Genomic DNA, 18,091 nt, shown 5'->3' on the forward strand with positions numbered 1-18,091 from the left:
ACTCTTACCCTAATTTTGAAATTAGACGGCTATAAAAATTACCACTAGAGGGTAGCATTTATTTGTATGATTTAAATGGCATATCATCAGAGGTTTGTTTTTTTGTGAGAAGCGTCAACCAATTGGTAGACCAATTTTGACAACCAATATCTAGGGGCGATATAAAAGAAAGCGAAAGGTGTTTAGTTTTTGAATATCACGGTTAGGGCTCATTATGAATATCGATATACTTATAGTTATAGGCTACTTCGTTTTCCTCCTCGGAGTAGGTTGGATGTTTCGATCAGCAACGTCATCGACAAGTGATTACTTTAGGGGGGGAGGCAAAATGTTGTGGTGGATGGTTGGGTCCACAGCATTTCTTCAAGCACTGAGTGCTATGACGTTTACTGGCGTAATGGGAAAAGCTCTTGATGTTGGCTTATCCATCTCTGTTATCTTTTTTGCGAATGCTCTCGGTTACTTTTGTAACTACTTATTCTTTGCTGCAAGAGCTCGACAAATGCGAGTTATCAGCCCAATCCAAGGCATTCGCAAACGTTTTGGTCCTGTCAGTGAGCAAGTTGTAACGTGGGCGACAGTACCGTCGAGTGTACTTCAGGCTGCGCTATGGCTAAATGCATTAGCGATCTTTGCAAGTGCGGTATTTAATATCCCAATTGAAACAACGATAGTTGCTGCAGGTATGGTTGTACTTCTCATGTCTCTGGTCGGTGGAAGTTGGGCTGTAGTTGCATCAGACTTTATACAGATGATCATCATTACTGTTGTTACCTTCATAGCGACAATCGTAGCGATATACAAATCTGGTGGTGTAACACCAATCCTAGAAGCGGGTTTGCCTGATCAAGGTTTTGTTGGAGAAGGGTATAGCTATACCTATTTATTTGTTGGCTGGTTTATCTGTATTTTCATCAAACAGTTCTTCAGTACAAACAATATGATTGATTCTTACCGCTATATTGCAGCAAAAGATACTAATAATGCACGTAAAGCTGCAATCCTGGCGTGTTGTCTAATGGCGTTTGGGCCTTTCATTTGGTTCCTTCCTGCTTGGTATGTAAGCGGAAATTACCCAGATATGTCTACATGGGGCCTCGATGTTCTAGGCAAAGATATATCTAACGCCACCTATTTTGTCTTCGTTCGTAACGAGATGCCCGTTGGGATGGTTGGCTTGATGATGTCAGCTATGTTTGCTGCAACCATGTCGTCAATGGACTCAGCATTAAATAGAAATGCTGGCATATTCATTAAAAACGTTTATGAACCTTACATTGCAAAAGACAAATCAGATAAATCGATCTTGTTTGCAAGTAAAGTTTCTACCGTGGTATTCGGCTTATTGATTATTGTTTGTGGCTTGTTCATGAGCAAACTGCAAGATTTTGGTCTATTTGATGCACTTATGATGGTGAGTACGCTTGTCGCGTTCCCTGTGCTTATTCCTTCACTGCTTTGTTTCTTTATCAAGAAGACTCCAGATTGGTCATGTTGGGCAACCATTGCCGTAGGCGCTTGTGTTTCAGCCGTTATTGCTTCAACAAATGCACCAATGATCGAAAGCCTGTTTAATTTATCTGAACCATTGTCTAGTCGTGAATTCGCTGAAATGAAATCGATAACCATGGGTGTAACAGGGCACATTATTATCACAGGTGGTTTCTTCTTGCTGACTCAACTTTTCTATAAAGAGCCAACAGGTAAGCGTGCTGAAGAAATCGCAGAGTTCTTTAGTAATGCAGAAACTCCAGTAATTGTCGAAGATTCGCCTCAAAGCTTCGAAGCTGATAGACAACAGTACATCTTACTTGGTCGAGTGTTATTGGCGACAAGTGCCGCGCTTCTTCTATTAACGCTGATACCAAACCCTATGTGGGGAAGAATGTTATTTGTATTAATGGCAGCGATTGTCGGGTTTATATCTTGGCTATTACTACGAGCTGGTAAGTTAAATGATGTAAAACTAAAAGCTTACACTGTCTAATTAAATAAAATATCAGATGAAGCCTTAATAAGGCTTCATCAAAAAATCAATAATAGGTAATAACTTATGAAGCAAACTTGGCGATGGTATGGTCCAAATGATATTGTAACGCTTAATGATATTCGTCAGGCTGGGGCAACAGGAATCGTAACGGCATTACATCATATTAAGAATGGTGACATATGGCCTAAAGAAGAAATACTAAAACGCAAAAAGCTAATAGAAGAAAATTCACTTACATGGGAAGTTGTCGAAAGTATCCCGGTTCATGAAGAGATCAAGACTCAAACTGGAAATTTCATTCAATGGATAGAGCACTATAAGCAATCTATTATCAATTTATCTGAATGCGGAGTTGATACAGTTTGCTATAACTTTATGCCAGTTCTTGATTGGACGAGAACAGATTTAGAGTATGTACTCCCAGATGGCTCAAAAGCATTAAGGTTTGACCATATTGACTTTGCTGTTTTTGAACTATGCATACTAGAACGAGAAGGTGCACATGAAGAGTATTCAAAAGAAGACATTGCACTTGCTCGAACTCGTTTTTCTAACATGCCCGATGATAAAATTGCACAGCTAACATCGAATATCATTGCTGGTCTACCAGGCGCGGAAGAAGGCTATACTCTTCAGCAGTTTAGAGAGCAATTGGATCAGTACCAACACATTGATGGCAATAAATTACGTGAACATTTAGTCTACTTCCTAAACGAAATTACCCCAGTGTGTGAAGAGTATGGTGTTAAGTTGGCCATTCACCCTGATGATCCACCACGCCCAATTCTTGGTTTACCGCGAGTGGTATCTACGATTGAAGATATCGAATTCTTGACGCATCGAGTACCGAGCAAAATGAACGGTATTACTATGTGTACCGGATCTTATGGTGTGCGAGACGATAACGATCTTGTGAAGATGATTGAAACTTTTGGCGACCGAATTTATTTCACGCACCTACGTTCAACCAAGCGTGAAGAAGACCCCTGCAACTTCCATGAAGCAGCTCATCTCAATGGTGATGTTGATATGTATGAAGTGATATTTGCACTTCTTAAAGAAGAAAATCGTCGTACTAATAATGGACAACGTGATTTAATTCCAATGCGGCCTGATCATGGTCACCAAATTATTGACGACTTAAATAAAAAAACAAACCCAGGGTATTCTTGCATAGGCCGTTTAAAAGGCTTAGCTGAGATTCGTGGTGTCGAGTATGCATTGACTCGGTCTCATTTTAATTAATGTGTTTTCAATTCGATATTGGGTTTTTAAATTAAGCTAACCCAGGGATATTATCGGCTTAGCTTATTTAGTGTCAGTGAAAATATTGATAATCAATAAGGGAAGTCATTACTGTTACTTCCCTTTATTTATAGGTGATGATGTGTCGGTTCAACAAAAATTTGGCGGTGAACTTTCGGATGAGGAATTTAGAAAATTCACCCTATATACAACACAAAGTAATAATAAACATGATGACGAGTCGAGAGCTCAAATCTTAGGCTTCACCAACAATAATGTTCGAGTTGCTCCAGGAGCTATCGTTCGCATTGGTGAAAACCAAATCGGAACACGAAGTTATATAGGCCTATACAGTTACATCAATGGTGATGTGGAGGTTGGTGAAGACGTTTTGGTAGGGCCACATGTTTCTGTCGTTGCGTCTAATCATTTATTTGACCCGACTTCAGAGAGCTTTAGTGGTCGTAGTGATTTGGAAAGCGGAAAGGTCACAATCGCAAAGGGTGTTTGGTTGACATCTGGTGTTGTTGTCACTCCAGGAGTGAGCATCGGTAAATGTTCATTGATTTGTGCTAATTCGGTAGTGACATCCGATGTGCCCCCATATTCGATTTTTGCAGGGACCCCAGCGAAGCAAATTGGTCATATTGATGCAGAGACAGGGCAATATCATTGGTCGAAATAGAGGAGTAACACATGCTACAACTAGAAAGAACGCATGATTTCCAAGTTTTTTTGTCGCCTTGTAACGAAATTTCCTCAGTCAATCCCCCAAGTTTCAATTGGCCTCAAGGAGAGTATGGTTCTGCGTATAACATCGAACTTGAAGACAAAGACGGTGAGCAAACATGGGATTGGAAATCGGTGCAGTCTCCTTTACAACCGACATTTCAGTTACCTCAAGGCAGCTATCGCTGGAGAGTGACTTGCCTCAATACTCTAGCAAAATCTGATTGGATTGTTTTTGAAATCACGACGGAGTCAGAAAACTACTTGGCACCGGACGCTATGTCACTATTCTCACTGTGTGCTAATAAAGACCAGTTTATGATGTATCTCGATGAAGATATTGACGCAGTCAGCAATACTTCATTAAGTGCAAGAGACAAGTTACGCAATAGTGTTGAACTAACTGATATAGATGACATTTTATATTCTAATCATTATCGCCGTGGTAATGAAGAAGGGAAGCGTACAGCTATCGCTAACGTAAGACGTTGGATTGATCGCGATCTTATCGCACTAACATTACTATATAAGGTGTGGGGTGATGAGGTGGCAGGACACAAGGCATGCCAAATTTTATTGCGCTTATCCGAGTGGAGCCCTGAAGGCCCGGCGTCACTGTTAAGGCCTTGCACGTGGGGAGATGAAATTGGCCTGTCAATGACGCGAAATTTGTATCTTGCCTATCATTGGTTGTCTCCATTGCTGACGACCGACGAGTGTTCATTCGTCAGGCCGCTCTTAATTCGATATGCCTATCAAATGGAAGAGCGCTTAGAGCAAGATAAGTTTAAACAGTACCCGGGACATTCTCATACATCGCGTTTGCCTGCTTACTTAGGCGTTGCTGCCCTTGTGTTACACAAAGAGTTTGAAATTAAAACTTGTGAACGTTGGCTTAATTACGCCTTAATGATTTACCGAGGTGTGTTGCCTTTCTATGGCGGAAAAGATGGCAGTTGGGTTGAGGGGCCTTTTTATTCTTCTTCCTATACCAAGTGGCACCATCCGTTTTTCTTGTCGGTTGAGCGTTTAAGTGGCTTTTCTTTCTATAATCACCCGTTTTATAAGAATTACGTTAAGTTTGCTTTGGACTTTGTGGCGAATAACGATCGAATTCATCCCTTTGGTGATGGCTTCTGGTGTAAGAGAGAAGGTAAAGAGTGGCCTGGTTTCTTTGCGCAAAATCCACTCAGAATATATGCACCACGGTATGGTTGTACGAAGTCGATATTAGAGTCCAAGAAGTTAGAGTCCAATATTGAGACTTACAAGCTCCATTTATTAGATATAGTACCGACGTATCCGCAGTTACAATTTGAAAAATCGGATCAACATTCAACCGTTTCTAATACGTTAATGACTTCAAATGAGGCGTTTGTTTCTGACGAGACTGCTCTGTGTGTGAGCCCTGCGTCGAACAATATTTACTATTCATACGCAGGGTTAGGTAAAACTGCCCATAGTAAAATGTCGGTGTACTACCGAGCAAGTAAGTTTGGTAATAGTTCTCATCGCCATGCTGATCAAGGGAATGTTGCACTAGTCGATGATGGCGTTAATGTTCTTACTCCGAGTGGCAGTTATGGCTATAGGTTTGGTAGCAAACATCATAGTTTATGGACTCGAACTACGCAGGCGCATAATTTACCCTTATTTGGTGGTGTCAATTTAGACGATAGCGTTACCAACGCGACTGAAGGTCAGAAGATAGATTGCGCAACAGCTCAAGCAACAGTAATCACTCGAATTGATAGCAATGAGTTTCAATGTGTCGTTCTAGATCTCGCGAATGCTTATGAGAGTTGTGAGTCGTTTGTGCGAACAATAATACAAGTTGCAGATAACGGGGTCGTTATTGTCGACAACATTAGGCTATCTGAACCCAAATCGATGCAATGGCGAGCCCATACCCCGCTCGAAGTTGTTATTAAGGGGGGGAGTGTTGATTTGCACCATGAACAAGAAACTTATTATCTTGGAATGATGAGTGATCCTTCTTGTGTAGTTAAGTTAACAAGTGAAATTGATGACGGTGATGGTTTCAAAGGGAATGTTGAATCTGACGCTCAGAAAGATATTAAACATCTAGAATGGTTCATAGAAGAACAGCAGCAACATCAAGTGGTTATGAGTTGCTTAAAACAACCAATAGATTACGTGTTAACTGACGAAAATACTTTGATACTTGCCCATGCGGGCCAGTCTTTTAAGCTCAATGTAGAAACTGGTGAGGAGATCACTCCGTAAAAATCAGGTGACATAAGTATTTTATGTCACCTATTTTCTAAAGATTGTCTTTTGATGTCGCGATAGCGGGAATGGAGTTAAACAGATAACCATCAAAATTAGGGTCGGTAAAATCAGAAAGCTCTAAAAGCCTAATCTTCACATGTTCTAGATGTTGCCACATCGCTTGCTTGGCTTCGATTGGGTTCTTGCGTCTCATCGCTAGCAAAATAGCAGCATGATCATCTAGCCACTCTTTCCTATAGTCTTGGATCTCGATATGTGTATGCAGTGTCTTCCACATAGGGCTAGACTCACGACGTTCCCACGATTCCTTTAGAATATCGACCAGCACAGAATTCTGTGTCGCTTCGGCAATACGCTGATGGAACATTCTGTCACCAACCGGATTTTGGACATTGTTTTCAATTTCGCGGCGCTCAATTTCTAGAGCTTCACGCATTTTTTCGATATCAGCAGGGGTTGCTTGTGTTGCAGCAAACTCAGCAATACTGCTTTCCAATAACTGTCTTGCTTGAAGCATTTCAAAAGGACCTACATCTTCATTTTGTGCCACTGTTGATGTAGTCGGTAAGTTAACGATGTACACTCCCGAGCCTTTCTTTACTTCAACGAGTCCCTCAAGTTCCAGCATGATGATTGCTTCTCTAACCACAGCTCTGCTCACGGATAGACGCTCAGCAATATCTCGCTCGGGCGGTAAACGACTTCCAATCGGGTAAAGACCATCAGATAGTTCTTTTCTCAAGATAAGACCGAGGGTTTGATAAGGGCGTTTGGGTTCGAAGTTGATCATGGAAATGCAGGTTACCTTTGGATCTGTGGTGTAAATGAAAGTTCTGAATTAATCAGAAACCCATTGTAAACGCATATAAATATCAATTCGAGTAAAAACCTAACTAATACATCGATGATTGTATCAAAGGGTAACTATTTGCGAACCTTGGTTTTTATGTGTTTGAACAAAGGTTTATGGAATGAATAGATGAACCTTTGGTGTTCTCAGGTTATAGGTAGCTTTACTTGCGCCTAATTTCGTATTGGAACATCCAACTATCGCTGTCCACGCTCAATCAGGTTGCTTCAGTAATGTTATATCACCTAACAACATGATATTGATAAGAAACGAACTCGTTTGTTAGGCTACTTTAATACTTCATGGGTTTGTATGTATCGACCGTGATTGGTATAAGCAATGAACTAAGCTTAGCTGAATTAGCAAACTCAGAACGCAATGCAGCCAGTGTCTATTTAAATGAGGGGAACAAAATGCACTACGACGTATTTAATGGAGACGCAGACGGCATCATCGCGTTGTTACAACTTCGCCTAAGTCAGCCTAAAGAGAGTGTACTCGTTACTGGTGTGAAGCGCGATATCAAGTTGGTATCTCAAGTCGTTAATCAGATGATGGGGCAAGGTAAACAAGGTGATAGTTCATCTGTTACGGTCTTAGATGTATCTATGGAGAAAAATCTATCCGCACTCCATTCACTACTAGACGCAAGTATCGACGTTTTCTATTGCGATCACCATCGTACGGGAGAAGTGCCGAAATCTAGATATCTTGAAACTTTGATTGATACTGCACCTGAATGCTGCACTAGTTTGTTGATAAATCGAAAGTTAAAGGGTGAGCATGTGGCATGGGCAATTGCTGCCGCCTTTGGTGATAACCTAAAAGCTGTCGCTGTTCAGTTAGCTGTTGAGAATGGATTGGATCAAGCTGAAATTGATTTCTTAGAGGAGTTAGGGACTTTAGTTAACTACAACGGATATGGCAGTTCGTTGAGTGATTTACATTTCACGCCAATTGAACTTTACCAAGCTCTTTACCAGTACCCCAACCCATTTGATCTTCTAGCAGATCAAGATTCTGTGTTTTACCAATTACGCAATGCTTATAAAAATGACCACCAAAAACTCATGAGCATTACACCTGTCCATGAGAGTGAATTTGCTCGAGTGTTTGAGCTACCCGGTGAGACTTGGGCGCGTCGCATTAGTGGTGTCTTTGGCAATGAAATCGTGAATCAAGATCCAAGTCGAGCACAAGCCGTTTTAACGAAGAATCAAGACGATAAATCTTACACCGTAAGCTTACGTGCTCCATTATCAAATCGAACAGGTGCAGATGAAATTTGCGCGAGCTTTGATACGGGGGGTGGTAGAAAAGCAGCTGCGGGAATAAATCAACTGCCAGAAACGGATAAGCAACGTTTTATCAACACTCTAACCAGTTACTATTCAAATAAACCCTAGTGGTGAAATAAATTAGGGCTTTATAACGCCCAGTTTATTTCCATTTCATACCGAAGGGGTAAAACTTTTAACGCGTGCTGTGTGACGAATGGAACTTTAATTGAGCTTCTATGTTGGCATATGAGAACGATCTATATTTAACAGCTCGGTTACGGTAAGGCCGAACAGTAATTGGATAATTTCGAGTGGGTCTTCGGTCGGGAGCCTGTCTGAGATATATTTTGCTAGGCCAAGTACCCCTAATCGACCTGAACCTTCAGAACCTTTTTTGTGAGCCTGCATTACAAACATGCGCATGATCATTTTAAATTGAGTAACTTTCATGGCTTTCTTCCAAGACTCAAGAAGGAGGGGCTTTGACGTGAAATCAAGGTGCTGCAAAATGATAGGGAATACCTTTCCTTTGATTGCAACTTCGAAATCGGCATTACTTGGGTAGTAGCCTTGCAAGGTACTTTTTCTAAGGCCGGTTTCTTTGCTTAGTCGATCATAAGTGACGTGATCCCAACCCTCGTTGAGGAAAATATCGAGAATAAGAGCGTTGTAAGAAGCGAAATTGTCCTCGCGTTGGTTTTTGGTGATTCGTCCCATACATATCTCCAGAAATTTGAGACGAAAGGTTAACACAACAGTTATTAAAACTGATGGATAGGTATGATGGTTAACTAATGTTTGACAGAGACTTGTCATTGGCCATTTGGAAGCCTTAACAACGGCATGTTTAAAAGTCTATATGCAACTTTGAATTGACCCATGATTCTAACTTTGTAATAATTATCGATGTGAATTAAGTCCATTTAACCATTTCTTCTATCAATATTAAATGCATGAAATTCAGCATTTTAGCGTTATATTTTCAATGAAAAGTCAAAATCAAATTGATTTTGTTATTCAATCTGTGACTTAAAATCACAAGTTAAATCAAAGCCTCAATTTTTATAAAAATTCCATTACTGATCCATAAATATTCATGACTAAAATGAATTGGTTTGGTTGTGATTGGCACAACTGTTGGTTAGGAAGTGGGATAAATGTTGAAACGTAAAGCTCTGCAATTAGCAGTATCGGTCGGCATGGCCGCAATGTCTGGCGCTGTTTATGCGAATGGATCGGACATGACAAATCCAGATTCGGGCGTTGTGGTTGGTTACTGGCACAATTGGTGTGATGGTGCGGGTTACCAAGGTGGTAATGCGCCTTGCGTAACATTGGATGAAGTGAACCCAATGTACAACATTGTGAATGTGTCATTCATGAAAGTGTACGATGTGGCTGATGGTCGAATTCCTACTTTCAAACTGGACCCAATTATTGGGGTTTCAGAACAACAATTTATCGATCAAATTTCTGAACTTAACAAACAAGGCCGCTCTGTACTGTTAGCTCTGGGTGGTGCGGATGCACACATAGAATTAAAAACAGGTGATGAAAGAGCGTTTGCTGACGAGATTATTCGTCTAACTGAACACTACGGTTTTGATGGCCTAGACATCGACTTAGAACAAGCGGCAGTGACGGCAGCCAACAACCAAACCGTGATTCCAGACGCGCTTAAGCTTGTGAAAGACCACTACCGCACTGAAGATAAAAACTTCCTAATTACGATGGCTCCAGAGTTTCCCTATTTAACGTCAGGTGGCAAATATGTCCCTTACATCGATAATCTAGAAGGTTACTACGATTGGATTAACCCGCAGTTTTACAATCAAGGTGGCGATGGTATCTGGGTTGAAGGTGTAGGTTGGATTGCTCAGAACAACGATGCGTTAAAAGAAGAGTTTATCTACTACATATCTGACTCTCTTATCAACGGAACACGCGGTTTCGACAAGATTCCACACGACAAACTTGTGTTTGGTATTCCTTCAAGCATTGACGCAGCAGCGACGGGTTTTGTAAAAGACCCTCAAGATTTATACGCCGCGTTCGAAACCTTAACAGCTCAAGGTCAACCTTTGCGAGGCGTGATGACCTGGTCTATCAACTGGGACATGGGCACCAACAAGAACGGTCACGAGTACAGCGAACAGTTTATTAAAGATTATGGCCCGTTTGTTCATGGTCAAGTGACGCCACCACCCGTTGAAGGCGAACCAGTACTGAAAGGTATCGAGAATGCACGAGTTCTGCACGGTGTTGTCTTTGAACCAATGGAAGGTGTGACTGCAACAGATAAAGAAGACGGTGATCTAACGCCATCAATCGACGTAGAGGGCTATGTTGAAACAGCAGTTATTGGCACTTATGTTCTGACTTACCGTGTAAAAGACAGCGACAATAACGAAACGGCTAATGCAAGAATGGTTGAAGTGTACAGCCAAAAGCCTACGTTTGGCGGCGTATCTGATACCACGGTCATGCTAGGCGCATCGTTTGATGCTATGGCAGGAGTGACGGCGAATGATGCTGAAGATGGCGATCTAACAAGTACCATCTCACATTCTGGCAGTGTCGATGTGAATGAAATAGGCAGCTACTCGCTTGTATATAGTGTGACAGACAGTGCTCACCAAACCGTCACTGCTGAACGTAAAGTGTCTGTGACTGATGGGTCTAACTGTGCTACGGCATGGGATACTGACACCGTTTATGTTGAAGGTGACCAAGTTTCGCATGACGGCTCAACGTGGGCTGCGGGTTGGTATACTCGTGGCGAAGAGCCAGGGACGACAGGTGAGTGGGGCGTTTGGAAAAAGGTTTCAGAAAGTTCATGTGGTGGTGAAAATCCAGATCCAGCCGGTGACTTAGAACTTCAAGTAGCGGGCCTACAATCTGAATACGCACCGGAGAACGGCCATGTACATTTAGAGGTGACACTGACTTCAAGCGAAGCACTTGATGTTACAACAATGGTGATAAATAGCGCAGGTACTGTTGTTGAACAGGAGAAAGTGAACTTGGTTGATAGCCGTACTATTACAATGGATCTCTATGATGTAGCCGAGGGACAATACTCATTTGAAGCGGTTGGTAAGGCAGCCGACGGTGAAATAGTGATGGTAAACAATTTATTCTCTGTAAAGGCAAACGGCGGCACAACACCACCTCCAGGCAATTATCCTCCATATGTTGCGGGTACAAGTTACGCAGCGGGTGACATTGTAATGGGTAGCGACAATGCCTTATACGAATGTAAGCCTTGGCCATACACTGCATGGTGTGCAAGCCCAGCTTACGCCCCTGCAGTCAGCCAATACTGGCAAGATGCTTGGACAAAGCTGTAAGCTCGTTAGAAGTTAGTGATAAGATAACAAACAACGATAGAAGAGAGGCATTTTGCCTCTCTTTTTTTATCTGTAGTTCTTAATACAGTTGGTAGATGTGGAAGGCCGAAAGTTAATGAGACTAGACATTGCTAAAGTCGTTTTTAAGCTCAAATCAAGTAAATCATGTTTGCTTTAGATCAAAATAAGAGTGATTATCAATTGTATTATTTATTGAGAAAATGCACTATGCGTACACTGAATTTTATGTGATCTAATTATTTAAAAAATGAATATTGCACAAGTCGACCTCAATTTATTAGTCATCCTCAAACACCTGTTAGAAGAGAAGCATGTTTCTAACACGGCATTAGCTCTTGATATGAGCCAACCAACAGTGAGTCGTTCACTGCAAAAACTGCGAACGGTATTTAACGATGACTTGTTGGTGAGAGCGGCATATGGCTATGAATTGACGCCAAAAGCAGAAGCGATTAAGCAAGATTTGAATTCGGTACTGACTCGGTTAGAAAAGTTGGTGCATGGCGATGTGTTCGAACCTCACAACAGTGACACAACGGTTCGATTTTTCGGCCTTGTTCCTCAAGTGTCACACTTGCTTCCTAAAGTGGTCGCGGAGATACGTAAGCAAGCACCGAACATGATTGTCGATATTGATTCTATTCCTAAAAGACACTTCGACCCTTTGTTGTCTGGGGATGCACACTTTGTATTGTCGACTCATGAACCATTGAGTTCAGAACAGAACCTGTATCGAATGTTCGTGATCAGTCGCGATTACCGCTTATTGATGAATAAAGACCATCCCTTGGCTGATAAAGAAATTACGGTCGATGATTTGCTCAACAGTCATCTTGGTCAAATTTCTTTGCAAGGAGACAAGAAGCTCTCAATTGAGAGTCGATTTAAAGATCTCGGTTTGATTGATAAGCAACGTCAGCTCTCGATTCCCATCCAGTTGTCGAATTTTAACGTAGCGCCTGACATGGCGGAAGCGACCGACATCATCTTCCACTTGCCTACGCCTTTTGCACTGCAAGCTGCAAAGCAGAGGAACCTCATTTGTAAACGCGTTCCTAAAGCACTTCGCCACCCATCTGAAGATGTGTATTTATACTGGCATAAACGTTTTCACAACGACCCAATGTGTCGCTGGGTAAGGGACCTCTTTAAAGAGGTTTATGCTTAGCGAGCGGCTTTCAGCGCAAGTTATTAACCTTACTATGGCTTTAAATCTGATATTAATAGGTATGTAAAATGTGAGCTTGGTTATTGAAAGATATTGAATATGCTTATTTTTATGTATGTGAATATTGAATAGCGAAAATCAATTTTTGGTATGAAACTTTCATTGATAACAATGGTAAGTGAATGTCTAATGCAAACCATTATCATTACCAATTACATATAAGAATGCATATCATGTCTGAGAGATCTCTTTTAACTCGTACACCTTTATCGATCGCAATTGCTGTTCTTTGTTCGTCACTTTCGGCTAACGTGTTAGCGGAAACAAAAGTGACTGACACGGATGAACAGATGGTTGTTACGGCGACTCGTACTGAAATGGCTTTGAAAAAAGCACCAGCCTCAATGTCGGTTATCACTGCCCAAGACATAGAAGACAGCCCTGGTATTACTTTGGCTGACATCGTTGCTGAGTCAACCAGTGTGGAGTCTGATTTTGACAGCACTCGTGCTGGTCGTCAGATGATCTCGATTCGTGGTATGGATTCTGATTATACGCTTATCATGGTTAATGGCCGTCGTCTAAGTTCAGCAAGCGCGATTATCCGCGGTAACGATTTTGACTTATCTACTATTCCAGCTGACTCAATTGAACGTGTTGAGATTATTCGTGGCCCAATGTCGGCGCTTTACGGCTCTGATGGTATGGGCGGTACAATCAACATCATTACTAAAGCACCAGAAAATGACTGGAGCTCTACAGTAAGCATGGATAACTCATCCCCTATGGATGGCAACGGGGGACAAGAATACTCAGTTGGCTTAACTACTTCAGGTGCGCTGATTGAAGATGAGTTATTTGCTCGAGTGTCTGTTAACCAAACGAGCCGTAATGCATGGCAACCATACTCAGGTACGCATAATTCAGGTTACGATCGTGAAGATGTAACAGCATTAGAAGGCCGAGATACGCTGAGCATGTTAGCAAGCCTGACATGGCATGCAACAGACAACCAAACTCTCGATTTCGACTTTGGTTACAGTGATGACGAGCGTGAATCTGCCGCTGAAAGTTCTAGCTCAGTGATTGAGTCCAATACTCACGTGGTTCGTCATAGCCAAGCTATTACACACAGCGGTTACTGGAGTTGGGGCGATACTCAAGTACGTTATTCTCGCGAGAACGTAACGGATAACGATGCAGCCGATTTAGGAAACAACTTCAGCAGCGATATCGAAGAACTGACTCAAATTGTTGAAGCGTCTGCAACGACTTATCTTGGCGATAGTCACACATTAACGTTTGGTATGGATTACCAACTGAGTGAGTTGACCAATAAAGAAAACCTAGTGAGCGGCACGTCCGAAGCGTATCAAGGTGCATTATTTATTCAAGACCAATGGCTGATGACCGAGCAACTGACAGCAACGATCGGTGGTCGCTTAGATAAACATGAACTTTACGGCGAAGAGTTTAGCCCGCGTGTGTACCTTGTTCACCAAACTACCAATGACTTAATCATTAAGGGTGGTGTCGGTAAAGCGTTTAAAGCACCATCATTGACTCAAAACCAACCTGATTATCAAGTATCAAGTTGCAAGGGAGGCTGTGCTCTGGTTGGTAATGAAGATCTAAAACCTGAGACAAGTTTGAACTACGAGTTGGCAGCCGTGTACACGCAACCACGTTGGAATGTAGAAGCTGCGTTATTCCGTAACGAAATCAATGATCTGATCGACAGAACAGAAGGTTATTGCCCACAAGGTGGTGATTGGAACGAAAGCGCTCGTCAGTGTGAAAATCCTGATGGTTCATCAACGGGTGAACTCGGCGCAAAAACATACGAGAACGTAGCCGAAGCGATCATTCAAGGTGTTGAAATTGCGGGTCAGTACCAAATTTCAGACGAGTGGGGCGTATCGGGTAACTACACATATCTAGATACGGAAGATAAATCTACGGGTGATGAACTTCTTGAGCGTTACAAGCATTCAGGTTTAGTTAAATTGAGCTGGAATCCTACGTATGACCTCAACACATTCGTGAGTGCGCGTTACCGTGGCGAGCGCCAAATCGAAGCCGATCTAATTCAAGATGCTTACACGACGTTAAATATTGGTACCGTTTATAATGTGAACGATTCAGTACGTCTGCGTGCGGGTATCTCGAATTTAACTGACGAATCAGTATCAAACGAACTAGAATACTTAGGTTATGTTGAACAGCCACGTACTTACTATGTTGGTATGACCGCTGATTTCTAATCCGTCTGTTTGTAACTCGATAAATAGAGCCTGATAAAATAACGAACCCACACGACTTAACATCGTGTGGGTTCTTTAGATCTAATGCTCATACATTACTTAGTTAAATAATGTCGGTAATGTAAGCTAATAAGCTAATAAGCTATATAGCTAGGAATCCATTAGGCTTTGACGCAAGTTATCAGCGCGTTGCCTGAAATTAGATCCCAAGGCAAAAGTTTGTCGTAATCGTGTTCGAAAGTATGAACCTCAAAATAGGGCTTCAATATTTCGAACAGCGCTTTGAAGTTGAACGCCACCATTGGGTGTTCATCATTCCATATTTGCGTTTCACCTGCGGTCGTTTTTTCAATGCTGAGTTTCAGCGCTTGCTTATCACCTTCGCCAGAGTAATACCAACCTGAACGGAACGTAAAATCGTCTTGCGCTTGGTTTGTGGTATGTCGAACAAACAGATCGTTGCTGATCTTATCTTTATCTACCACGTTAAAGCAGAATACACCGCCAGGTTTAAGCGCTTTATGAACGCTTGTAATGCACGCTTTCAAATTCTCGATGCCATCGTTGTAATGGATGGAGTATAAGAAACAAGTGATCAGATCTAGTGGCTCAGATACTTCAAAATTACTCATATTCTGCACTGAAAAGCTGGCTTCTGGGCAGCGAGCTTGAGCGATGTCTAACATTGGTTTGTTCAGATCAAGCCCACTACTTTGGTAGCCATAGTTAATGAAGTGACGAACGTGTGGGCCGGTGCCACAACCAAGGTCTAAGTGAGTTTTTCCATCATTTCCGAAAATTTGATGTAGCCTACGAACACAGTTACTTTGCGCTTGGTAGTCAATATCGACACACATTAAATCATAATAACCCGATAGGTCGGTGTAGAGTGCGTTGGCGGACATAGTGGCCTACAGCATTTGCTGAAATAATTGGGGTGGCGCATAGTAAACTAGAACCTAAAAATAACAAGCAAATCTTCGATAAATTCATGTGTATTCAGTACTGTTCTTGATGACTAGCCAAGCACTTAATGACCATGCCACCAACAGTGTGAGCATCGGTATCGTTAGTCAACTTAAAAATCGTCAATATCTAACATTTACTAGTTGGGATGTCAGTGTACAACTTTCCTTTTGTAAGCTTACCCTGATAGCGTCTAGATAACGCTTTTTACTCGGTCTTGGTAACCGAAGATATGAGCGTTCTGATTGTCGACATCGATTCTTCGGTGATTTTGAAGTGTCATACGCCCTTGTGAAGAATCGAAATTCCGACAAGGTATTACGGCGGTTAAATCTAGTTAGATACCCATATCGACCTGACTGCTTATTTTTCATTGAAAACAGGTGCTTTAAGCAAAAGCTAATGTCGTGCTCGTGCTCGTGCTAAGACTTGTCTTGTTGTCATGTATGTGTCAAAAAGGGTACACGAGAAATACAGCGACACTCCATCGTTACAGTGTGTTATTCGCTAGGTATTAGGATAGAGTAATTTTACGGTATCGAAAGTTGATTAATAATTTATTAAGGAAAATGAATCAGTTATGGAAATAAAAATTGACGACTTGTCGGGTGGAGAAGTGATTGCATTGCTTGAAGAGCATTTGGCGGATATGTATGCGACATCTCCACCAGAAAGTGTACACGCACTGGATATTAAGGGTTTAAAGTCGCCAGATGTTACCTTTTTCAGTGCTTGGAAAGAGAACCAGTTACTTGGTTGTGTGGCAATCAAAGAACTTGATACCCAACACGCCGAACTTAAATCGATGAGAACGAGTCAGTTTGCAAGGAAATCCGGTGTCGCAAGCAAACTATTGCAACACGTTTTGGAAACCGCAACGGCCCGCCAGTATCAACGTATTAGCCTAGAAACCGGTTCAGAAGTGTACTTTCAACCTGCTCGTAGTTTGTATGAGAAGTTTGGCTTTGATTACTGCCAACCCTTTTCGGATTATTCGCTTGATCCTCACAGCCAATTTATGACTATTGAGCTCAATTAATGCCAACTGATCTTTCAAGACAACAATTAGTGCTAAAACCGTTGTTACTTTCAACTCATTCAAACTTAAAGATTTAGTTTAATGTCGACTTACTTTGCTGGTTTCACTCTCGGGCTTTCGTTGATCCTCGCGATCGGCTCTCAAAATGCTTTTGTTCTTAGACAAGGTCTGAAGAATCAACATGTGTTTGCCATTTGTTTGGTCTGCGCTATTTCAGATGCCCTTTTGATTAGCTTCGGTGTGACAGGCTTCGGCGCGATTGTGAAGCAGTTTCCACAAATCGAGCAATTTGCTCGTTACGGTGGGGCAGTATTTTTAGGCGTGTATGCGTTCTTGAGTTTACGTTCGTCTTTCACCGAGACTCATGCGCTTGAGGGAGTTGGAGATACCAAGGAATCACTAATAAAGGCGATGGCGATGTGTTTAGCGTTTAAATGGCTGAACCCGCACGTTTATTTGGATACTGTAGTCTTGCTAGGGTCGATCTCTACGCAATATCAACCTAACCACATGCTATTTGGTGCGGGCGCGATCACCGGATCATTTGTGTTCTTTTTCTCTCTTGGCTATGGCGCTCGCTTTTTAGCTCCGCTGTTTAAGAATCCAAGAGCGTGGAAAGTGTTGGAGTTTGTGATTGGTATGATCATGGCGTCGATTGCGGTTTCTTTAGTTATTTAGTTCTTGCGTATCGAACTGTGAGGCCGTTTAGTTTACGGCCTTCTAATTTTTGTTGTCTAACTTTCTGTTCCACATGACATTTCATGCCTGTTTAACTTATTTCTAATTTGTTTATTTTTGCCTTTTTCGAGTGTTATTTGAACAGTGACGCTCTGAATATTAACCATGGTGAGGGCAAAGTCTCACTTTTGAGACTGATAAAATATGGCTACAGGTTCGCTTGATAGCACTAAAATGTTGTGCTAGTTTCCCATTCGC

Annotated in this window: 13 protein-coding genes; 10 read left to right on the top strand and 3 right to left on the bottom strand. The window is 41.8% G+C overall.

The genetic code is table 11. From position 1 onward, the window contains the following. Window positions 1–214: 214 nt before the first annotated feature. The 4 genes from ACFI6G_RS01850 (at window position 215) to ACFI6G_RS01865 (ending at window position 6,211) form a co-directional block, all read left to right on the top strand. Window positions 215–1,987, top strand: coding sequence for a sodium:solute symporter family transporter (locus tag ACFI6G_RS01850; protein ID WP_462710110.1), 1,773 nt, complete (start codon window positions 215–217; stop codon window positions 1,985–1,987). A 66-nt stretch (window positions 1,988–2,053) separates the two neighbouring features. Further along, entirely contained in the window at window positions 2,054–3,235 is a 1,182-nt protein-coding gene (uxuA, locus tag ACFI6G_RS01855) for a mannonate dehydratase (protein WP_248392561.1), read from the top strand. Between the two features lie 142 nt (window positions 3,236–3,377). Further along, the gene (locus ACFI6G_RS01860) at window positions 3,378–3,920 is read left to right on the top strand and encodes an acyltransferase (protein WP_065101257.1); all 543 of its coding nucleotides are present in this window, start codon (window positions 3,378–3,380) and stop codon (window positions 3,918–3,920) included. An 11-nt stretch (window positions 3,921–3,931) separates the two neighbouring features. After that, on the top strand, window positions 3,932–6,211 hold the full coding sequence (locus ACFI6G_RS01865) for a heparinase II/III domain-containing protein (RefSeq protein WP_349662990.1): 2,280 nt from the start codon (window positions 3,932–3,934) through the stop codon (window positions 6,209–6,211). Window positions 6,212–6,248: 37 nt separating this feature from the next. Here ACFI6G_RS01865 and ACFI6G_RS01870 read toward each other — a convergent pair whose 3' ends face one another. Then, window positions 6,249–7,007 (bottom strand): FCD domain-containing protein, encoded by a 759-nt coding sequence (locus ACFI6G_RS01870; protein ID WP_065101255.1) that lies wholly within the window; start codon window positions 7,005–7,007, stop codon window positions 6,249–6,251. A 473-nt stretch (window positions 7,008–7,480) separates the two neighbouring features. On the opposite strand from ACFI6G_RS01870, the gene ACFI6G_RS01875 reads away from it, so the two are divergent. Continuing rightward, window positions 7,481–8,473, top strand: a complete 993-nt coding sequence (locus ACFI6G_RS01875) for a hypothetical protein (protein WP_010441154.1) — start codon at window positions 7,481–7,483, stop codon at window positions 8,471–8,473. 108 nt (window positions 8,474–8,581) lie between these two features. On the opposite strand, the gene ACFI6G_RS01880 is transcribed toward ACFI6G_RS01875, so the two are convergent. Then, entirely contained in the window at window positions 8,582–9,064 is a 483-nt protein-coding gene (locus ACFI6G_RS01880; RefSeq protein ID WP_010441152.1) for a hypothetical protein, read from the bottom strand. A 440-nt stretch (window positions 9,065–9,504) separates the two neighbouring features. On the opposite strand from ACFI6G_RS01880, the gene ACFI6G_RS01885 reads away from it, so the two are divergent. From ACFI6G_RS01885 to ACFI6G_RS01895, 3 genes are all read left to right on the top strand, one after another. Then, window positions 9,505–11,697: an immunoglobulin-like domain-containing protein gene (locus ACFI6G_RS01885; protein ID WP_462710111.1), complete on the top strand. Its 2,193-nt coding sequence runs from the start codon at window positions 9,505–9,507 to the stop codon at window positions 11,695–11,697. A gap of 268 nt (window positions 11,698–11,965) precedes the next feature. Beyond that, a complete protein-coding gene (locus tag ACFI6G_RS01890; protein WP_010441149.1) occupies window positions 11,966–12,886 on the top strand; it encodes a LysR family transcriptional regulator in 921 nt (306 codons plus the stop codon). A gap of 233 nt (window positions 12,887–13,119) precedes the next feature. Continuing rightward, complete coding sequence (locus tag ACFI6G_RS01895) at window positions 13,120–15,150, top strand: TonB-dependent receptor domain-containing protein (RefSeq protein ID WP_016769227.1); 2,031 nt, start codon at window positions 13,120–13,122, stop codon at window positions 15,148–15,150. A gap of 161 nt (window positions 15,151–15,311) precedes the next feature. Here the strand turns inward: ACFI6G_RS01895 and ACFI6G_RS01900 are convergent, their stop codons facing one another. Next, window positions 15,312–16,055 (bottom strand): class I SAM-dependent DNA methyltransferase, encoded by a 744-nt coding sequence (locus ACFI6G_RS01900; RefSeq protein ID WP_010441145.1) that lies wholly within the window; start codon window positions 16,053–16,055, stop codon window positions 15,312–15,314. Window positions 16,056–16,696: 641 nt separating this feature from the next. Here ACFI6G_RS01900 and ACFI6G_RS01905 point away from each other — a divergent pair. Together ACFI6G_RS01905 and ACFI6G_RS01910 are read left to right on the top strand one after the other, a co-directional pair. Further along, complete coding sequence (locus tag ACFI6G_RS01905; protein ID WP_010441144.1) at window positions 16,697–17,155, top strand: GNAT family N-acetyltransferase; 459 nt, start codon at window positions 16,697–16,699, stop codon at window positions 17,153–17,155. A gap of 81 nt (window positions 17,156–17,236) precedes the next feature. Further along, on the top strand, window positions 17,237–17,833 hold the full coding sequence (locus ACFI6G_RS01910) for a LysE/ArgO family amino acid transporter (RefSeq protein WP_462710112.1): 597 nt from the start codon (window positions 17,237–17,239) through the stop codon (window positions 17,831–17,833). The last annotated feature ends 258 nt before the right edge of the window (window positions 17,834–18,091 follow it).

Source organism: Vibrio sp. PSi01, assembly GCF_054960695.1.